This is a genomic window from Nonomuraea sp. NPDC059007 (assembly GCF_042740555.1).
Classification (GTDB): domain Bacteria; phylum Actinomycetota; class Actinomycetes; order Streptosporangiales; family Streptosporangiaceae; genus Nonomuraea.
In genome coordinates this window covers 266641-284834 of the sequence record NZ_JBHYJD010000010.1, presented here as the reverse complement: position 1 = coordinate 284834, position 18194 = coordinate 266641, and the positions used below count along the sequence as shown (strand labels likewise).

The window sequence follows — 18194 nt, the reverse complement described above, 5'->3', positions numbered from 1 at the left end:
CCCCCTGTCAGGGGCGAGTTTAGCGATTTGCCCGGGTGTGGGCGTCAGAAGGGCGACATCAGGTACGCGCCGCCGAACATCGAGGCACCCGCGACCAGCAGGAAGAAGAAGACGTAGAAGCCGCCGGGCAGCACCGTGAGCCTGGCGAGCTGGTCGGCGTCGGAGTTGCCCGCCTGCCTGCGGCGGCGTTTGCGCTGCAGCTCCATGATCGGGCGGACGCCGCCGAACAGCAGGAACCACACCGCCACGTAGGCCACGACCTGCTGGATGTCGTCCGGCGCGTACATGGACAGGGCGAAGATCGCGCCTCCGGTCGCCAGCAGGATGAGCGCGCCGTAGAGGTTGCGGATCAGCAGCAGCATGCAGACCAGGAACAACAGGACGACCCAGATCAGCAGCGTGATGCGCCCCTGGTCGGTCAGCCACGCGCCCGCCAGCCCCAGCAGCGACGGCGCGACATACCCCGCCAGCGCGGTCAGCACCATGCCGGGCCCGGTGGGCTTGCCCCTGGTCAGGGTCACGCCGGAGGTGTCGGAGTGCAGCCGGATGCCCTCCAGCTTGCGCCGCGTGAGCAGGGCCATCAGCGCGTGCCCGCCCTCGTGCGCGATCGTGACAAGCCCTCGGGTGAGATGCCAGGAGGTGGTGTAGGAGACCACCGCGAAGGCGAACACCGCCGACACCACGATCACCCATGGCTCGGGGGCGGGCTGGACCTCCACGAGCTGTGCCAGGAACTTGTCCATCGAGTAGAGACCCTATCCGGGTAAAGTCACCGCCGTGGTCACAGAACTTCATTCTGATTCCGGGGTTCCCGCCTGGCGGGCGGCGCGCGGGCTGCCCGGCCTGATCGACCTGCACGTGCACTTCCTGCCCGAACGGATGGAGCGGCGCGTCTGGCATCACTTCAACCACGGCGGCCCGCTGCTCGGCGACGGCTGGAAGGTCACCTACCAGTGGCCCGTGGATCAGCGCCTGGCCCGGCTGCGCGAGATGGGCGTCACCCGCTTCTCCGCGCTGGCCTACGCCCACAAACCCGGCATGGCCCGGGATCTCAACGCCTGGACGCTCGACTTCGCCCGCCGTACCCCGGAGTGCGTCCCCTCCGCGACCTTCTACCCCGAGCCGGACGCTCCGTCCTATGTACGGCAGGCCGTCGACGCCGGCGCCCGCATCTTCAAGATCCACCTCCAGGTGAGCGACTTCGACCCCCGCCTGCCCGAGCTGGACGGCATCTGGGGCCTGCTGGCCGAGGCCGGGCTCCCGGTGGTCGTCCACGCCAGCTCCGTCCCCGTGCCCGGCGGCCGCATCGGCCCCGAACCCATCGCCGGCCTCCTGAAAAGGCACCCCCGCCTGCGCCTGGTCATCGCCCACCTCGGCATGCCTGAGTACGAGCCGTTCTTCGGCCTGGCGGAGCGCTACGAGCGGGTCGCGCTCGACACCACGATGGCCTTCACCGACTTCGCCGAGCTCGGCATGCCCTTCCCCGCCGCGCTCCGCCCCGCGCTGCGTGAACTCGGCCATGCGGGGAAGGTGGTGCTGGGTAGCGATTTCCCGAACATTCCACACTCGTACGCGCACCAGCTCCACGCGCTCGACCGGCTCGGCCTCGGGGACGAATGGGTCAGGGCCGTGTGCTGGCACAACGGGTCGGACATGATCTGATAGAGGGGTGAACGATCGGCACGAGGCGCTGGTCCGCGCCTTCTACGAAGCGCTGGGCCGCGGCGACCTCGAGGTCATGGAGCGTTGCTACCATCCGGACGTCAGCTTCGGCGATCCGGTCTTCCAGGAGGTGGAGGGGCGCGACCGGGTGATGGCGATGTGGCGGCTGCAGCTCGGCGTACGCGACGGGCTGCGCTCGGACTTCCGCGACGTGCGGGCCGACGCCCACACCGGCAGCGCCATCTGGACGGCCCGCTACACCTTCAGCGGCACGGGGCGCGAGGTCGTCAACGAGGTCACCGCGCTCTTCCGCTTCGAGGACGGGCTCATCGTGCGGCACCACGACGAGTTCGACTTCAAGCGGTGGTCGAGGATGGCCCTCGGCAGGCCGGCCGGCCTGCTGTTCGGCTGGACGCCGATGTTCCGCAAGACGATCAGGGACCGGGCCCACCAGGCGCTCGACGAGGTGTCGTAAAGGAGTGAGCGCATGGCACGCATGAAGGGCTTCCTGCAAAGCAGTCGCATCCGCGAGCAGGCGCCGGAGCACTCCATGGATCCCCGGGCCGTGGAAGAGGAAGCCCCCTACCGCCCGACCGTGATCGACAACGCCATCTACCAGCACGGCGAGCGCATCGACAACCCCGGCTCGCTGGCCGACGCCTTCGAACGGCTCAAGGAGATGCCGGGCACCATGGCCTGGATCGGCCTGTACCGCCCGAAGGAGTGGGAACTGGTCAAGCTGGGCGAGGAGTTCCAGCTCCACGAGCTGGCCCTAGAGGACGCCATCGTCGGCTCCCAGCGCCCCAAGGCCGACCGCTACGGCGACACGCTCTTCGTCGTGCTGCGCGCCGCGCGCTACCTCGACGACGTGGAGGAGGTCGCCTTCGGCGAGCTGCACGTCTTCGTCGGCCCCAACTTCGTGATCACGGTACGGCACGCCGAGGCCCCCGACCTCCAGGCCGTGCGCAAACGCATGGAATCCGACCCCGACCTCCTGCGCCAGGGCCCCCAGGCGGTGCTGTACGCCATCCTCGACGCCGTCGTGGACGGCTACGCCCCGGTCGTGGCCGGGCTGCAGAAGGACCTGGAGGAGATCGAGGGCCAGGTGTTCAGCGGCGACCCGGCGGTCTCGCGCCGCGTCTACGAGCTGAGCGGCGAGGTCATCGAGTTCCAGCGGGCGACCGCGCCGCTGCTGAAGATGATCGACGGCTTCATCGCCGGCGCCACCAAGTACGGCGTGAACGAGGAGCTCCAGAGCTACCTGCGCGACGTCGCCGACCACGCGATCACGGTGACCGAGCGCGTGGCCGCCTTCCGCCAGATGCTCCAGGACATCCTGGTGATCAACTCGACCCTGGTCACGCAGGCCCAGAACGCCGAGATGGCCAAGATGACCGAGGCCAGCATCCGGCAGGGCGAGGAGGTCAAGAAGATCTCCGCCTGGGCCGCCATTCTCTTCGCCCCGACGCTCGTCGGCACGATCTACGGCATGAACTTCGACTTCATGCCGGAAACCCACTGGACGCTGGGCTATCCGTTCGCCGTCGTGCTGATGGCCGGGGTGTGCCTGATCCTGTACATCGTCTTCAAGAGACGCGACTGGCTGTAGGGGTCTGCCGGACCGCGCGGGGCGCGTGGTCCTAGCGTGGTGTCCATGAGTGAGTTCGGGTGGATGGAGGCGGGCGGCCAGTACTTCGCCCGCAAGGTGGACGCGGCCGTCGAGGCGGGACTGGACGGGGCCTCGCAACTGCCGGGATGGCGGCGCCGCCATGTGGTGGCGCACGTGGCCTGCAACGCGCGGGCGCTGTCCCGCCTGGTCCACTGGGCCAGGACCGGCGAGGAGCGGGCGATGTACCCGAGCAGGGAGGCCCGCGACGCGGAGATCGAGGAGACGGCCCGCATCCCCGCGCCGGAGCTGGCGGCCCTGTCGGCCGACCGCGACCGTGAGCTGCGCGAGGACCTGGCGGGCCTGTCGGACCTGCAGTGGAACACCAAAGTCCGCACCGCGCAGGGCAAGATCGTGCCCGCCTCCGACGTCCCCTGGATGCGGGCGCGCGAGCTGTGGATCCACGCCGTGGACCTCGGCGCCGGCGGGTCCTTCGACGACTTCCCCGAGGGCATGGTCGACGCGCTGCTCAGCGACGTCACCACGGCCATGGAGAACCGCCCCCAGGGCCCGGCGCTGCTGCTGGTCCCACTCGACCGGGCGCGCACCTGGCGCGTCCACCCCGGCGGCAGGCCGGACGAGGGTGACCTGGTCGAGCGGGTCGCGCTGGTGCGCGGGAGCGCCGCGCGGCTGGCCGCGTGGCTGACCGGCCGCGGCCCGGCGCCGGAGCCCGGCGCGCCGTCGATCGGGCCGTGGCTGTGATCCCTGTCCGGATCTGGACAGGATGTCAGAACGCACTTACCGTCCGAGAATGCGGTTCGGAATCTTCTACGAGCACCAGCTGCCTCGGCCCTGGAAACCGGACAGCGAGCAGCGGCTCTACAACGACGCCCTGGACCAGATCGAGATCGCCGACCGGGTCGGCTTCGACTACGTCTGGGAGGTCGAGCACCACTTCCTGGAGGAGTACTCCCACTCGGCGGCGCCGGAGGTGTTCCTGGCCGCCGCCTCCCAGCGCACCACGAACATCCGCCTGGGCCACGGCATCATCCAGCTCCCGCAGCAGGTGAACCACCCTGCCAGGGTGGCCGAGCGGGTGGCCACCCTGGACCTGGTCTCCGGCGGGCGCGTGGACTTCGGCACCGGCGAGGCCAGCTCAGCCGCGGAGCTCGGCGGGTTCGGGGTGGCGCGCGAGCTCAAACGTGAGATGTGGCAGGACGCGCTCGACTGCGTCACCCGCATGTTCGCCGAGGAGCCGTTCGCCGGATGGAATTCGCCCCACCTCCGCATGCCGCCGCGCAACGTGATCCCCAAACCCGTGCAGAAGCCGCACCCGCCGCTCTGGGTGGCCTGCTCGCGGCGCGAGACGATCCGGCTGGCCGCGCGCAACGGGATCGGTGCGCTGTCGTTCGCGTTCGTGCACCCCGAGGACGCGGCCACCTGGTCACGCGACTACTACCGGCTGCTGGCCTCCGAGGAGTGCGTGCCCGCCGGGTTCGCGGTCAACGCCAACCTCGCGGTCGTGCTGCCGATGATGTGCCACGAGGACCCGGAAGAGGCCAGGCGGCGCGGCGCGCTCGGCGCCGGGTTCTTCGCCTACGCGCTCGCGCACTACTACGGCCCGTCCAGGCACGAGCCGGGCCGGGGCTCCATCTGGGACGACTTCACCGCCCGCCGGCCCTCGCTCGGGGCGCGCGGCGACGATCCGCTGGCGGGGGCGCTCGGCACCCCGGGGCAGCTCGTCGAGCTGGTCCGCCGCTACGAGGAGGCGGGGGTCGATCAGATGATCTTCGTACTGCAGGCGGGGCCGAACCGGCACGAGCACATCTGCGAGAGCCTGGAGCTGTTCGGCAAGAAGGTCCTGCCGGTCTTCGCCGACGGGCGCGAGGAGCGGGAACGGGCCAAGGCGGAACGGCTGGCGCCCGCGATCGGGGCGGCGCTGGCCAGGCGGGCTCCGGTCAGGGTGATGGCGCGGCCGTACCGGATCGAGGAGGACGCCGAGGTCGCGCGGATCGGGCGGCGGGCGCCGGCCGGGGCGGGGCAGCGGCTGCGGGCGGCGCGCAAGGCGGCGCGGCGCGGCGGGCAGGGGCTGCTGGCCCGCTTCGTCGGCGGGCGCGAGGACCGGGAGCTGGAGCGGTGGTTCGGGCCGGGGCAACAGCGGCTGCTGTTCGGGCTGATGGCGCGCTCCTTCGACCCGGCCAAGGCCGGCGGGTTCCAGGGGACGCTGGAGTTCCGGCTCGAACCGGCGGCCACCTGGACGATCACCGTGCGCGGCGCGCGGGCCAGGATGGCACAGGGCCGCGCCGGCGATCCGGCTCTGGTGCTCGCGATGCCCGCCGCCGACCTGCTGCGCGTCCTCGCCGGTACGGTCAACCCGGCCGACCTGCTGATGTCCGGGCGGCTGCGGGTGGAGGGCGATGTCACGCTGGCCTCGCGGGTGGCCGAGATGTTCGGCGGGCCGTCACCGTACTGACCTAGCTGAGCAGCTTGCGGGCGGCCGCCTCGATCTCCTCCTCCGACAGCAGCACGTGGCCGGCCGCCTCGCCGAGCGGGATGAAGCTGTCGGCGGACGTCACCCGCGCGATCTGCCCGGTGAACCCGGCGTCGACCAGCTCGGCCACGATGCCTTCCGAGACGCTGCCCGAGCGGCGCGTCTCGTCGGCGATCAGCACCTTGCCGGTCAGCTCCGCCGCCCGCACCAGGTCCTCGACCGGCAGCGGCGACAACCACCGCAGGTCCAGCACGCGGCAGCTGTAGCCCTCCTGGGTGAGGCGGACCGCGGCCCGCAGGCTCATCCGCAGGCCGTTGCCGTAGGTGACGATGGTCAGGTCGCGGCCGTCGCCGTAGGAGCGGGCCCGCCCGATCGGCACGTGCGTGTCGGACCAGCGGGTCGGCGGCGCGTACGTGGCCAGCCAGCCGCCGTCGCCCTCGTCGAACAGGTCGCGCGTGTGGTAGAGCGCGATCGGCTCCAGGAAGACGCAGACCGCGCCCTGGGTACGGGCCGCGGCCAGGCACGTGCGCAGCATCGCCGAGGCGTCGTCGGGCCGCGAGGGCGAGGCGATGACCAGGCCGGGGATGTCGCGTAGCGCGCCGATGGCGTTGTCGTTGTGGAAGTGGCCGCCGAAGCCCTTCTGGTAGGCGTAGCCGGCCACGCGGACGACCATCGGGTTGGTGAAGGCGCCGCGGGAGAAGAAGGAGAGCGTGGCGGCCTCGCCGCGGATCTGGTCGAGCGCGTTGTGGAGGTAGGCCAGGTACTGGATCTCGGGCACCGGCAGCAGCTTGGCGACGCCGGAGCCGAGCGCGAGGCCGAGGATGGCCTGCTCGTCGAGGAGGGTGTCGAAGACGCGGGCGGCGCCGAAGCGCTTCTGCAGGCCGCGGGTGACGCCGTAGACGCCGCCCTTCTTGGCGACGTCCTCGCCGAAGACCATCATCTCCGGGTAGACGGCCAGCGCGTCGGAGAGCGTCCTGTTGATCGCCTGCGACAGCGTCATCGCCTTGTCGTTCTCGGGCAGCGCGCCGGCGAAGGCCTTCTCGCGCACCGACGGCTCGGCCGCCACCGGGCTGATCTTGGCGATCACGTCCTCGCTGCGCGGGGCGATGGGCGCCATGACCTCCTCGGCCGTGGACAGCCGCGGGCTGCGCGTGGTCTCCAGCGCCATGCGCAGCACGTGCTCGCGCGTGGACTCGTACGACTTGAGCAGTTCGTCGGGGGTGACGAGGCCCGCCTCGACGAGCATCGCGGCGCTGCGCAGCAGCGGGTCGCGCTCCATGTCGGCGCGGATCTCGCGCTGGGTGCGGTAGGCGACCTCGACGTCGGAGCCGGCGTGACCCATCAGCCGCACCGTCGACAGGTGCAGGAAGGCGGGGGAGCGGTTGGCCCGCACGTGCGCCACCGCCTGCGCGGCCGCGTCGTAGGCGGCGGCCAGGTCGCAGCCGTCGGCGGCGAAGTACTCGATGCCCGGCCGGTTCGCCGCCGCCTCGACCCAGCCCTTGGGCGTACGGACGCTGATGCCGATGCCGTTGTCCTCGCAGACGAACAGGATCGGCACCGCCTGGCCCTGGTAGGTGGCGTAGGCGGCGGTGTTGAAGCCGGACTGCGCGGTGGCGTGGTTGACGGAGGCGTCGCCGAAGCTGCACACCGCGATCGCGTCGCCGGCCCACGCGGCGGGAACGTCGAGCGCGCGGGCCCGCTCGATGGCGAAGGCCACACCCACGGCCCTGGGCAGATGGCTGGCGATCGTCGAGGTCTGCGGGATGACCGCGAGCTCGGGGTGCCCGAACACCTTGTGCCTGCCGCCCGCGATCGGCTCCTCCGCCGCGGCGGTCAGGCCCAGGAGCACGTCGCGGATGCCCTGCTCGGGCAGCCGCCCGGCCAGGGCCGAGCGCGTGAGGTAGAACGCGCCGGAGCGGTAGTGCAGCAGGGCGGGGTCGTCGACGCGCAGCGCGGCGGCCAGCGCGGCGTTGCCCTCGTGCCCGGCCGAGCCGATCGTGTAGAAGCCCTGGTCCTGCTCGCGCAGCCAGCGGGCCGCGATGTCGAGCAGCCGGCTGTCGAGCTGGCGGCGGTACAGGTCGAGACAGAGCCGGCCGCTGAGCGTGCTGCCTTCGCGGACCGGTCTCGACGGATCACGAGGAGTGCCCATCTTGAGGTCGGCTACGGCTTCGAGGAAGTGAGTCTCAACTGTGTCGCGCGCCACAAGCCCGATTATGCCCCCCAGACGCCTCGTCGGGAGGTGACATGTTCTGGACCGGTGTAACTGACTCAGTTTCGTTACGGCGTGTCAGCTTTACGAACCTTTTGCCCGTCCTAAACGTCTACTAGAGAGAAACACGTGGCACCCTCAATGCCGCGTTGACCACTTGCGGACTCCAGAAGGGACGGAAACCCGCATGTCGCAACGCATCCGCGCCGTAGCCGTCGCGCTCGCGATGGGAGCCGGAGCGATCGCTCTGGCCTCGCCGGCGTCGGCATCGGCCGGGGCGAAGGCCCCCAGCATTTCCGACGTGGACGTCAGTCCGTCGCCGGTCGTCGTGTTCGACGACTCGGTCACGGCGACGTTCAGCTTCACCACGAAGGGCGCGGGCAAGGCTGAACTCCAGCTCCGCGCGCCCGGTGACGTCAGCGTTCCCACACCGGTCGACCTCAAGTCCGCGCCGCACGGCGAGTGGACCAAGTGGACCGGCACCAAGTCCTTCGACGCCAAGAGCGCCGGACGCTGGAACATCCTCGCCATCGCCCACGGCGACGGCGAGAGCTCCTCGCGCGGCTCGTTCGAGGTCAAGAAGGCACTCGACACCAAGATCGTCGACTTCGACGCCAGCCCCGACCTGGTGGCGAAGGGCTCGACGATCAAGGTCTCCGGCCGTCTCCTCGCCGAGGGCAAGGGGTACGGCGGGCAGCAGGTCACGATCACCTTCCGCGAGAAGGGGACCGACGCCTACCGCCACATCACCAAGACCGGCACCAGCCGCTCCGGCTGGTTCTCCACCGGCGTGAAGGCCGAGTCCACCGGCTGGTGGCGGGCCGAGTTCGACAAGACCGGCTCCGCCAGGGGCTCGGTCAGCGACACCGACCGCGTGGACGTCAAGGCCGCCGACCGGTCCAGCCGGATCGTCGGCTTCGACGCCTCGCCCGAGCCCGTGGACAAGGGCGACCGGCTCGCGCTCAGCGGCAACCTGCAGGTCGAGGGCTGGGAAGGCCTGCCCGGCCAGCGGGTGGCCATCCAGTTCAAGGCCCACGGGTCCTCGCGCTGGGAGCACGTGACCAGCGACGTGACCGGCCGCAACGGCCGCTTCTGGGCCGACGCCAGGGCCTACACCTCCGGTTGGTGGCGGGCCGTGTACGGCGGCTCCTCCGGCATCCAGGGCTCGGCCAGCGACGCCGACTGGGTCCGCGTGGAGCGGCACACGCCGCCTCCGCCGCCGGAGAAGGCCGACAGCAGGCTGATCAAGTTCAACGCCTACCCCGAGCCCGTCAAGCGCGGCAAGTACCTGAAGTTCAAGGGCAAGCTGCAGATCCTCGACGACGGCTGGGACGGCCACCGAGCCAAGATCCGGCTGTACTTCAAGCCCAAGGGCTCCAGCAAGTGGTACTACTACAAGGCCACCTGGTCCAACAGCAGTGGCAACATCTACACCAAGGTGAAGGCCTCGAAGTCGGGCACCTGGAGATTCGTCTTCACGGGCGACTCCGACGCCTACGGCGACACCAGCCGTAGCGACTACGTGCGCGTCAAGCGGTAACCGCCGGCACCACCCGGGCGCGGGCCTCCGATCCAGGGGGCCCGCGCCCTCCGCTTTCCTCTGGAGTTTCTACAGGAGGCCGCGTTCGATCGCGGCGACCACCGCCGCCGCCCGGGTCTCCACGCCGAGCTTGGCGAAGACGTGCTTGAGATGCGTCTTCACCGTCGTCTCGCTGATCAGCAGCGTCCTGGCGACCTCTTTGTTGCCCGCGCCCTTGGCGATCAGGCGCAGCACCTCCAGCTCGCGCGGGCTCGGGTCCTTCTGCTGCTGGCTCTTGCCGGCCATCAGATGCCCGGCGATCGCCGGGGACAGCACCCTGCCGCCCGCGGCGGCCGTACGTACCGCACGGTGCAGTTCCTCGCGCGGCGTGTCCTTCAGCAGGTAGCCCGCCACGCCCTCGGCCAGCGCGCGGCTGACGTCGCCGTCGGTGTCGTAGGTGGTCAGCACGATCACCTTCGTGGCGGGATGCGCCGCGTGCAGGCGGCGGATCGCGCCGACGCCGTCCAGGTTCGGCATCCGCAGGTCCATGAGCACGACGTCCGGCTCGGTGCTCCTGGCCAGCGCGAGCGCCTCACGGCCGTCGGCCGCGGCGGCGACCACCGTGATGTCGGGCAGGCCGTCGAACATGCCGCGCAGGCCGTCCCGCACCACCGGATGGTCGTCGACGATCATCAGGCGGACGGGATGCTCACGCACAGCGCCGTCCCCTCTCCCGGTGCCGATTCCACCGTCACCGTGCCGCCGACCGCCGCCGCGCGCTCGCGCATCGCCGCCAGCCCGTAACCGCCGCCCGGCGCCGCGTCCGCGTCGAATCCGGCGCCGTCGTCCAGCACGTCCAGCGTCACTTCGTCCTCCATGTACGACAACGTGATGGCCACCCGCCGCGCCCCCGCGTGCTTGGCGGCGTTGGCCAGCCCTTCCTGCGCGGCGCGCAGCAACGTCGCCTCCACCTCCGGATCCAGCGGGCGGCGCGGCCCGTCCACCGCCACCGTGGCCGGCACCCCGCTCGCCGACGACCAGCGCGCCGCCACGTCCCCGAGGGCGAAGTCGATCGTGGCCCGGTTCAGCGGCTCGGGCCGCAGCGCGTCCACCGAGCGCCGCGCCTCGCCGAGGTTCTCGCGGGCCAGCCGCTTGGCGACGGCGATGCGCTGCCGTACGGCCGGCAGATCGTCGATCGCCTGCTCCGCCGCCTCCAGCTGGGTGATGATCCCGCTGAGCCCCTGTGCCAGCGTGTCATGGATCTCCCTGGCCAGGCGGGCCCGCTCCCGCAGCACCCCGACCTCGCCGGCCTTGACCAGGTGGTGCGCGAACAGACCCATGATCGTGACCAGCCCGGCGTTGGCCAGCAGGCCGCCCAGCGCGCCCGGGTTCACCGCCAGCTCGGTCACCCGGCCGCTCGCCACGAACGTGGTCAGCACCAGCGTCACCGCTCCGGCGTAGCCCCACCGGCCGGGCAGCAGCACGTACGGCATCGGGCACATGCCGAACTGGACCAGCTCGAAGACCGGCTCGCGGCGCAGCAGGAGGAAGAGCAGGCAGAGCAGGACCAGGAAGTGCCAGGCCATGGGGTTGAGGCGTTCCAGGTCCTCGCTCCTGCGGACCACGAAGAGCCAGTAGTAGACCCCCATCGCCGCCGCCAGCCCCAGCGTGAGCGGCCGGCCGCCACCGGTCCCCATGAGCGCGACCACGGCCGTGGGGAACGTCAGGCAGGCGTAGAAGAGAAGGTGGAAAGCGTGGAGCCAGCGGCTCATTCCCACCTGAACGTGAACGCGGCTATCGCCGTACATACGATGATTATCCCCGTGAGCAGCAGCAACGGCGGCGCGGCCGGAGTGCCGAACCAGCCCTCCCGCATCGCCGTCACCGCCTGGGTGAGCGGCAGGTAGTCCCCGACCGTCCGCAGGGTCTCCGGCAGGCCCTCGCGCGGGATCGCCGCCCCGGCCAGGAAGATCATCGGGAACATGACCGTGAGCCCGAGCAGATCTGCCGTCCGTGCCCGGGGCGCCACCGCCGCGATCACGAATCCGATCGCGCAGGTCATCAGCGCGCTCAGCGCGAACGCCAGCACCAGCGGCAGCGGGTGCGCCGGCGGAGCCACCCCGAAGACCACCATGCCCGCCCCGATCACCACCAGCGAACCGACCAGCCCCATCACCACCTGGGCCGAGACCTGCGCCCCCAGCAGCATGACCGGCGAGATGGGCGTGACCGCCAGCCGCCGCAGCACCTTGCGCTCCCGGTAGGTGGCCACGATCCCCGGCAGCGCCGCGATGCCGCCGATCGCCAGGATCATCGCCATATAGCTGGGCAGGAAGATCTCCAGCCGCTTGTTGCCGCTGTTGAGCACCAGCAGCATGAGCGGGAAGGCGACCATGAAGAACAGGCTGCCCGGATCGCGGGCCAGCAGCCTCAGCTCGTTGAGCGACAACTGGACGAACGCCCTCACAGCACACCCTCCAGCGACGCCGTGCCCGCCCGTTCCATGAGCTCGGCCGGGCTCCCGACCGCCGCGATCCGCCCGTCGCGGAAGACCGCCACCCGGTCGCAGAGCGCCTCCGCCTCGTCCATGAAGTGGCTGACCAGCACGATCGTGGTGCCCGCAGCCTTGAGGCCCCTGACCAGATCCCACGTCTCGCGCCTGGCCACCGGGTCCAGGGCCGTGGTCAGCTCGTCCAGCACCACCAGCTCGGGATCGCCCACCAGGGCCAGCGCGAGCAGCAGCCGTTGCCGCTGGCCTCCGGAAAGATCGCTGAAGGCACGATTCCTGAGCTTGTCCAGTCCCCAGGTACCCATGATCTTCCTGGGGTCGGCGGGCCGCGCGTAGAACGAGGCGAACAGCCTGAGCGCCTCACCCACCTTGATCCGGTCGGGCAGCGCGCTGTCCTGCAGTTGCACCCCGACCTTCCTGGCCAGCTCCCGCCGCCGCGCCGGATCGATCCCGAGGACCCGGATGCTGCCCGCATCCTGCTTACGCAGCCCGACCAGGCACTCGACCGTGGTCGTCTTCCCCGCCCCGTTGCGCCCGATGACGCCGAACGTCTCACCCCGCGCGACCTCGAACGACACCCCGTCCACGGCCACCGTGCCGCCGTAGGCCTTGCGCAGGTCGCGCACTGTTATCGCTGTCATACGGCGATGCTCGTGTCCGGTCGCGCCCCCCGGCATCCCCCACCCCGCCACCCGGCATCCCCCATCCGGAGGACCCCCCGGCGCCCCGGGCCCACCATCGAGCCCGGGGCATCAGGAAATCGGGCTAGTTGGGGTTCTTGGCACCCAGACTGATCAGCATGGCCTTGATATCGACCAGCTGACCCTCTACCCGAGTCATCCGGTCTTCCATCTGCTCGAACCGTTGGTCAACCTTCTCGAACCGCTCGTTGATGCTTGCTTCCAGCGTGTCGAACCGCTGGTCGATGCCGTCGAACCGGAGGTCCATGGCGTCGAGCCTCTGGTCGATGCCGTCGAACCTGAGGTCGACCGCGTCGAACCGCGTTTCCATCTTCTCGATGATGTTGCGGCCGGTCTCGTCGATGCGCGTGTGCAGCGCGTCGAACCGGTCGGCGATGCTCAGCGTAGGCACGCCGCTGAATATAGCTCCTTCCAGTAGAGTGACACGCCGCTCCAGAAGCGGAAGGTCGATCTCGCTGACATGCACAGGCGTCTCCTTCGAAAGGGAGGGGGGCGAAGATGCCATCGGGAAAGATACCCTCCGTCACCGACAGAACGCGGCGTGCTATATCGATCCGGCATGGAGCCTCAGTCGGCCCGCCGGAACTGGAGGATCCCCACCCCCAGCAACGCCGCCCCCAGCCCGGCGACGACGCCGATCTCCAGGAGGACCGGCACCTGCCATCCGAACCACTGCACGCCCGGGTTCAGCATCGCGTTCACCTCCGGCGGCACGGAAAGGTGGGAGAAGACGGCCTGCCGCATCGGGTCCACCGCGTACGTCATCGGGTTGACCACGGTCAGGACGTGCAGCCACGATGGCAGGTTGGCCAGCGGGAACATCGCCCCGGACAGGAACATCATCGGCATGATGGCCATCTGCATCAGCCCGAAGAACGTCTGCATGTTCTTCATCCGCGCCGCCAGCATCACCCCGAACGCGGTGATCGTGAACGCCGCCAGGAACATCTCCGCCAGCAACGTCACCATCAGCGTCCCGGAGTACGGCACGCCCACCAGCCCCGCCATCGCGAGGATCACGACGCCCTGCGCGGTGGCCACGATGGCGCCGCCAAGGCACTTCCCGAGCACGATGGCGCCCCGGGAGACCGGCGCGACGAGCATCTCGCGCAGGAAGCCGAACTCCCGGTCCCACACGATCGACCCGGCCGAGAACATCCCGGTCATGATGACCGTCATCGAGATCATCCCGGGATACATGAAGGTGCGATAGTCGACGCCGGGGATGCTGCCCTGCACCAGTGACCCCAGCCCGGTGCCCATGATGAACAACCACAGCACCGGCTGGAACAGCATGGACAACATCCGCGTACGGTCGCTGAGGAAGCGCAGCATCTCCCGGTGGAGCACCACTTTGACCGCGCGCAGGTCGTGCCCGGCGCTGCGGGCCGGCACCACGACCGAGATGGTTTCGGTGGTCATCGGCGCACCATCGCTCTCATCCAGGCGTTCTTGTCGTCGGCTTCGGCGTCCCTGATGGTGGAGCCGGTGTAGGACATGAAGACGTCGTCGAGCGAGGGCCGCGACACGCTCACCGACCTGATCGGCTGACCGAGTTCGGCGAAGAGCCGGGGCACGAACTCCTCGCCCGAGGCGACCGCGAACGTCACCGCCCCCTCGTGCACCGTCGCCTCGAGCCCGAACCGCTCGCGCAGCGCGGTGATGGCACGTTCGTCATCGCCGGTGTGGATCTGCACGCGGTCCTTGCCGACGCTGGCCTTGAGCGCCTCGGGGGAGTCGACGACGACGATCTCGCCGTGGTCGATGATGGCGATGCGGTCGCAGTACTCGGCTTCTTCCATGTAGTGCGTCGTCATGAAGATCGTGATGTCCTCACTCAGGCGCAGCTTGTTGATGTACCCCCAGATGGCCGCCCTGGTCTGCGGGTCGAGGCCGACCGTGGGCTCGTCCAGGAACAGCACCCTGGGCGAGTGGAGCAGGCCGCGGGCGATCTCCAGGCGCCGCTTCATTCCGCCGGAGAACGTCATGACCTTGGCGTCCTTGCGGTCCCAGAGCGCCACCATCTCCATGACCTGGCGGATCCGGTCGCCGACGATGTGGCGCGGCACGCCGTACAGCTCGGCATGGAAGCGGAGATTCTGCTCCGCGGACAGGTACCCGTCGAGGGTCGGGTCCTGGAACACCAGCCCGATGTTGCGCCGCACCTCGTCGCGGGCGCCGACCACGTCGTGACCGGCGACGCTGGCGCTGCCGCCGGTGGGGTTGACCAGCGTGCAGAGCATGCTGATGGTCGTGGTCTTGCCGGCGCCGTTCGGGCCGAGGAAGCCGAACACCTCTCCCGGCCGGACCTCGAAGCTGACGCCTTTGACCGCTTCGACCTTTCCATAGGTCTTTTTCAGATCTTGTACGGCTACCGCCGGAGTTAATGTCATCTAGTCCTCCGCCAGGATTTGGAACACAGACTTGCGCGTCTGCCGGAGCAGTTTCTTGGCCTCGGCGACCTGCCGGTCGTTGGCCGTGTGGGTCAGGTGGACGAACGCCTCGCCCAGCGCCCCCCACAGGAGCCGCAGTTCGTGCCGGTCCTCGGGGACCGTGCGCGCGACCTCGTCCCACGGCGCGCTTCCCGTCGCCAGCCGCTCCGCCTGCTCACGCCCCTGCTCGGTGAGCTGGAAGGTACGGCTCCCGCCGGACTCGCCACCGCTGACCAGGCCTTCGTCCTCAAGCTGCTGGAGCGCCGGATAGACCGAGCCGGGACTGGGCCGCCAGACGCCGCGGCTGCGCTCGGCGATGTCCTGGATCATCTGGTAGCCGTTGCGCGGCCCCTCGTGGATCAGCACCAGCAACGCCGCCCGCACGTCGCCCCGCCGTACGCGCGGGGCCGTCACGGGGATCGGCGGGCCCGTCGTGTGAAACGGGGTGCCCAAGGGAGCGAACGCCTCGGGCCAGTCATCGGACTCCTGCACGATGATCACCCTCCTACTATCTAGATGCTTCAAAGATATATCTAGATAATTGGCAGCCGCAAGCAATTTGCCGACTACCGGTCACTCAGGGCAAGGGGGAACGCGGCGACCACGGACAGGCCGCGGAGAGGCGCCGCATGGCAGCCGAAACCCAGGGCGGATCGCGCCGCAGGCGAGAGGCCGAAACCAGAGGCAAGGCGCATGGCGGGCAGGGGGTGCGGCAAAGCGCGCGGGGCGACGGAGTGACGACCTCGGCGAACGCGGGCATGGTGGCCGCGGCCAGGCGGGGCGAGGGAGGCGAAGTGTGCCGCGATCTCCGGGCATCCCGCGACCACGCGCGCCCGGGAAACGTGCCGGGCGGAGCGGTGGTGTCCGGTTAGGGGATGTTAACCAGGGCGGTGTGGGCGAGCTCGTACAGCAGGATGGCGGTGTCGTCGGCGGGGAGGTCGCCGGCGCTGTGCGGGGTGGAGTTGAGCAGGCCGAAGACGGCGTGCGTGGCCGCGCGCAGCCGGGCGGCGGGGCGGCCGGGCCGCAGTTCGGTCAGGACGGTGACCCATTCCTCCACGTACAGCCGCTGCAGGCGGCGGATCTGCCGCCGCTGCGGCTCGGGCACGTTGCCCAGCTCCCGGTCGTGCACCGTGATCAGGTACGGCTCCCGCAGCGAAAAGGCGATGTGCCCGCGCAGCAGCGCGGACAGCGCCTCCTCGGGCGTCCCGGCGGCGGTGACCAGGTCGCCGGCCCCGCTGTGCAGCCGGGAGCTGATGCCCAGCAGCATCTCGGCCAGCAACGCCTCCTTGCCGCTGAAGTGCTTGTAGAGGGCGGGGCCCGACACTCCCACCGCGGCCCCGAGCTCCTCGATCGAGACCCCGTGGAAGCCGCGTTCGGCGAAGAGCCGGGCGGCGGCGTCGAGGATCTCGGCGCGTCTGGCCCCTCGGCTGCGGGTAGGAGTGCTCATGTCTCACATTCTAGACATAGACGTTAATGATGACTAACCTTTCCAGCATGACTCAATGGCCGGTGCTGAAAACGGTCGCCGACCTCGGGGGCGAGGCTTTCAAGGCCAACGCCGACCTCAACGAGCGGCTCGCCGCCGAGTTGCGCGACAGGCTCGCCCGCGCGGCGCTCGGCGGACCCGAGCGCTCGCGGCAACGCCATGTGGAGCGCGGCAAACTGCTGCCGCGCGACCGCGTGGACGGGCTGCTCGACCCGGGTTCGCGCTTCCTGGAGCTGTCGCCGCTGGCGGCCAACGGGCTCTACGACGATCAGGCCCCCGCAGCGGGCATCATCACCGGCATCGGCCGGGTCTCGGGCCGCGAATGCGTGATCGTCGCCAACGACGCGACGGTCAAGGGCGGCACGTACTACCCGATGACGGTCAAGAAGCACCTGCGCGCCCAGGAGGTGGCGCTCCACAACAACCTCCCCTGCGTCTACCTCGTCGACTCCGGCGGAGCCTTCCTCCCCAAACAGGACGAGGTCTTCCCCGACCGCGAACACTTCGGCCGCATCTTCTACAACCAGGCCACGATGTCCGCGCGCGGCATCCCGCAGATCGCCGCCGTCCTCGGATCCTGTACGGCCGGCGGCGCCTACGTCCCGGCCATGAGCGACGAGGCGGTCATTGTCCGCAACCAGGGCACGATCTTCCTGGGCGGCCCGCCGCTGGTCAAGGCGGCCACCGGCGAGGAGGTCACCGCGGAGGAACTGGGTGGCGGCGACCTGCACGCCCGGACCAGCGGCGTCACCGACCACCTGGCCGAGGACGACGCCCACGCGCTGGCCATCGTCAGGGACATCGTCGCCACCCTGGCCCCCCGGCCGCCCCGCCCCTGGGGCAGCGCCGAGCCGGAGGAGCCGCTGCTCGACCCGCGCGACCTCTACGGCATCGTGCCGGCGGACACGCGGCAGCCGTACGACGTGCGCGAGGTCATCGGGCGGGTCGTGGACGGCTCGCGTTTCCAGGAGTTCAAGGCCGAGTACGGGCACACGCTGGTCACCGGTTTCGCCCACATCCACGGCCACCCGGTCGGGATCATCGCCAACAACGGCATCCTGTTCGCCGAGTCGGCGCTCAAGGGAGCCCACTTCATCGAGCTGTGCGACCGGCGCCAGGTGCCGCTGGTGTTCCTGCAGAACATCAGCGGGTTCATGGTCGGCAAGGCCTACGAGGCGGGCGGCATCGCCAAGCACGGGGCCAAGATGGTCACCGCGGTCTCGTGCGCGCGGATGCCGAAGCTGACGGTGATCATCGGCGGCTCGTTCGGCGCCGGGAACTACGCGATGGCGGGGCGGGCGTACTCGCCGCGGTTCCTGTGGATGTGGCCGAACGCCCGCATCTCGGTCATGGGCGGCGAGCAGGCGGCCAACGTGCTCACGACCGTGGGCAACGCCGACGCCGACGCCATCCGCGCCCAGTACGAGGACCAGGGCAACCCCTACTACTCCACCGCCAGGCTCTGGGACGACGGCGTGATCGACCCGGCCGACACCCGCACCGTGCTCGGGCTGGCACTCTCGGCGGCGGCCAACGCGCCGCTGGAACCCATCGGCTACGGCGTCTTCAGGATGTGACG

18 protein-coding genes are annotated in these 18194 nt (G+C 70.2%); 7 read left to right on the top strand and 11 right to left on the bottom strand.

The genetic code is table 11. The features are described 5' to 3' along the window. Positions 1–44 precede the first annotated feature (44 nt). Positions 45–743 carry a M50 family metallopeptidase gene (locus tag ACFWY5_RS19485; protein WP_379633404.1) on the bottom strand — a complete coding sequence of 233 codons (699 nt, stop codon included), beginning with the start codon at positions 741–743 and terminating at the stop codon, positions 45–47. Positions 744–777: 34 nt separating this feature from the next. Here ACFWY5_RS19485 and ACFWY5_RS19480 point away from each other — a divergent pair, with 34 nt between their 5' ends. From ACFWY5_RS19480 to ACFWY5_RS19460, 5 genes are read left to right on the top strand one after another with little or no spacing between them, the layout of a single operon-like run. Further along, a complete protein-coding gene (locus ACFWY5_RS19480) occupies positions 778–1662 on the top strand; it encodes an amidohydrolase family protein (RefSeq protein WP_379633402.1) in 885 nt (294 codons plus the stop codon). A gap of 7 nt (positions 1663–1669) precedes the next feature. Further along, positions 1670–2137 (top strand): nuclear transport factor 2 family protein, encoded by a 468-nt coding sequence (locus tag ACFWY5_RS19475; protein WP_379633400.1) that lies wholly within the window; start codon positions 1670–1672, stop codon positions 2135–2137. A 12-nt stretch (positions 2138–2149) separates the two neighbouring features. Further along, positions 2150–3271 carry a magnesium and cobalt transport protein CorA gene (locus tag ACFWY5_RS19470; protein ID WP_379613416.1) on the top strand — a complete coding sequence of 374 codons (1122 nt, stop codon included), beginning with the start codon at positions 2150–2152 and terminating at the stop codon, positions 3269–3271. A gap of 45 nt (positions 3272–3316) precedes the next feature. Next, the gene (locus ACFWY5_RS19465) at positions 3317–4030 is read left to right on the top strand and encodes a maleylpyruvate isomerase family mycothiol-dependent enzyme (protein WP_379613414.1); all 714 of its coding nucleotides are present in this window, start codon (positions 3317–3319) and stop codon (positions 4028–4030) included. 49 nt (positions 4031–4079) lie between these two features. After that, positions 4080–5741 carry an LLM class flavin-dependent oxidoreductase gene (locus ACFWY5_RS19460; protein WP_379633399.1) on the top strand — a complete coding sequence of 554 codons (1662 nt, stop codon included), beginning with the start codon at positions 4080–4082 and terminating at the stop codon, positions 5739–5741. Position 5742: 1 nt separating this feature from the next. Here ACFWY5_RS19460 and ACFWY5_RS19455 read toward each other — a convergent pair whose 3' ends face one another. Then, positions 5743–7962 (bottom strand): thiamine pyrophosphate-dependent enzyme, encoded by a 2220-nt coding sequence (locus tag ACFWY5_RS19455; protein WP_379633397.1) that lies wholly within the window; start codon positions 7960–7962, stop codon positions 5743–5745. 193 nt (positions 7963–8155) lie between these two features. Here ACFWY5_RS19455 and ACFWY5_RS19450 point away from each other — a divergent pair, with 193 nt between their 5' ends. Continuing rightward, a complete protein-coding gene (locus ACFWY5_RS19450; protein ID WP_379613408.1) occupies positions 8156–9508 on the top strand; it encodes a hypothetical protein in 1353 nt (450 codons plus the stop codon). Between the two features lie 69 nt (positions 9509–9577). Here ACFWY5_RS19450 and ACFWY5_RS19445 read toward each other — a convergent pair whose 3' ends face one another. From ACFWY5_RS19445 to ACFWY5_RS19405, 9 genes are all read right to left on the bottom strand, one after another. Continuing rightward, entirely contained in the window at positions 9578–10204 is a 627-nt protein-coding gene (locus ACFWY5_RS19445; protein ID WP_379613406.1) for a response regulator, read from the bottom strand. Further along, positions 10180–11259 carry a sensor histidine kinase gene (locus ACFWY5_RS19440; protein ID WP_379613404.1) on the bottom strand — a complete coding sequence of 360 codons (1080 nt, stop codon included), beginning with the start codon at positions 11257–11259 and terminating at the stop codon, positions 10180–10182. Before ACFWY5_RS19440 ends, ACFWY5_RS19445 begins: the two co-directional genes overlap by 25 nt. Continuing rightward, a complete protein-coding gene (locus ACFWY5_RS19435; RefSeq protein WP_379613401.1) occupies positions 11256–11954 on the bottom strand; it encodes an ABC transporter permease in 699 nt (232 codons plus the stop codon). Before ACFWY5_RS19435 ends, ACFWY5_RS19440 begins: the two co-directional genes overlap by 4 nt. Further along, complete coding sequence (locus ACFWY5_RS19430; RefSeq protein WP_379633395.1) at positions 11951–12637, bottom strand: ABC transporter ATP-binding protein; 687 nt, start codon at positions 12635–12637, stop codon at positions 11951–11953. The genes ACFWY5_RS19435 and ACFWY5_RS19430 overlap by 4 nt, the downstream gene beginning before the upstream one ends. 124 nt (positions 12638–12761) lie before the next feature. Beyond that, positions 12762–13163, bottom strand: coding sequence for a hypothetical protein (locus ACFWY5_RS19425; protein ID WP_379633393.1), 402 nt, complete (start codon positions 13161–13163; stop codon positions 12762–12764). A gap of 101 nt (positions 13164–13264) precedes the next feature. Then, positions 13265–14119: an ABC transporter permease gene (locus tag ACFWY5_RS19420; protein WP_379613395.1), complete on the bottom strand. Its 855-nt coding sequence runs from the start codon at positions 14117–14119 to the stop codon at positions 13265–13267. Further along, positions 14116–15090 carry an ATP-binding cassette domain-containing protein gene (locus ACFWY5_RS19415; RefSeq protein ID WP_379633391.1) on the bottom strand — a complete coding sequence of 325 codons (975 nt, stop codon included), beginning with the start codon at positions 15088–15090 and terminating at the stop codon, positions 14116–14118. The genes ACFWY5_RS19420 and ACFWY5_RS19415 overlap by 4 nt, the downstream gene beginning before the upstream one ends. Next, positions 15091–15630 (bottom strand): PadR family transcriptional regulator, encoded by a 540-nt coding sequence (locus ACFWY5_RS19410; RefSeq protein ID WP_379633389.1) that lies wholly within the window; start codon positions 15628–15630, stop codon positions 15091–15093. Between the two features lie 367 nt (positions 15631–15997). Continuing rightward, positions 15998–16576, bottom strand: a complete 579-nt coding sequence (locus tag ACFWY5_RS19405) for a TetR/AcrR family transcriptional regulator (RefSeq protein ID WP_379613389.1) — start codon at positions 16574–16576, stop codon at positions 15998–16000. A gap of 47 nt (positions 16577–16623) precedes the next feature. On the opposite strand from ACFWY5_RS19405, the gene ACFWY5_RS19400 reads away from it, so the two are divergent. Continuing rightward, complete coding sequence (locus tag ACFWY5_RS19400; RefSeq protein ID WP_379633387.1) at positions 16624–18192, top strand: carboxyl transferase domain-containing protein; 1569 nt, start codon at positions 16624–16626, stop codon at positions 18190–18192. Positions 18193–18194: the final 2 nt, after the last annotated feature.

Coding starts and splice junctions, on each gene's coding strand:
- ACFWY5_RS19485 (WP_379633404.1), bottom strand. CDS start 743: ATGGACAAGTTCCTGGCACAGCTCGTGGAGGTCCAGCCCGCCCCCGAG.
- ACFWY5_RS19470 (WP_379613416.1), top strand. CDS start 2,150: ATGGCACGCATGAAGGGCTTCCTGCAAAGCAGTCGCATCCGCGAGCAG.
- ACFWY5_RS19465 (WP_379613414.1), top strand. CDS start 3,317: ATGAGTGAGTTCGGGTGGATGGAGGCGGGCGGCCAGTACTTCGCCCGC.
- ACFWY5_RS19460 (WP_379633399.1), top strand. CDS start 4,080: ATGCGGTTCGGAATCTTCTACGAGCACCAGCTGCCTCGGCCCTGGAAA.
- ACFWY5_RS19450 (WP_379613408.1), top strand. CDS start 8,156: ATGTCGCAACGCATCCGCGCCGTAGCCGTCGCGCTCGCGATGGGAGCC.
- ACFWY5_RS19440 (WP_379613404.1), bottom strand. CDS start 11,259: ATGAGCCGCTGGCTCCACGCTTTCCACCTTCTCTTCTACGCCTGCCTG.
- ACFWY5_RS19430 (WP_379633395.1), bottom strand. CDS start 12,637: ATGACAGCGATAACAGTGCGCGACCTGCGCAAGGCCTACGGCGGCACG.
- ACFWY5_RS19420 (WP_379613395.1), bottom strand. CDS start 14,119: ATGACCACCGAAACCATCTCGGTCGTGGTGCCGGCCCGCAGCGCCGGG.
- ACFWY5_RS19415 (WP_379633391.1), bottom strand. CDS start 15,090: ATGACATTAACTCCGGCGGTAGCCGTACAAGATCTGAAAAAGACCTAT.
- ACFWY5_RS19405 (WP_379613389.1), bottom strand. CDS start 16,576: ATGAGCACTCCTACCCGCAGCCGAGGGGCCAGACGCGCCGAGATCCTC.
- ACFWY5_RS19400 (WP_379633387.1), top strand. CDS start 16,624: ATGACTCAATGGCCGGTGCTGAAAACGGTCGCCGACCTCGGGGGCGAG.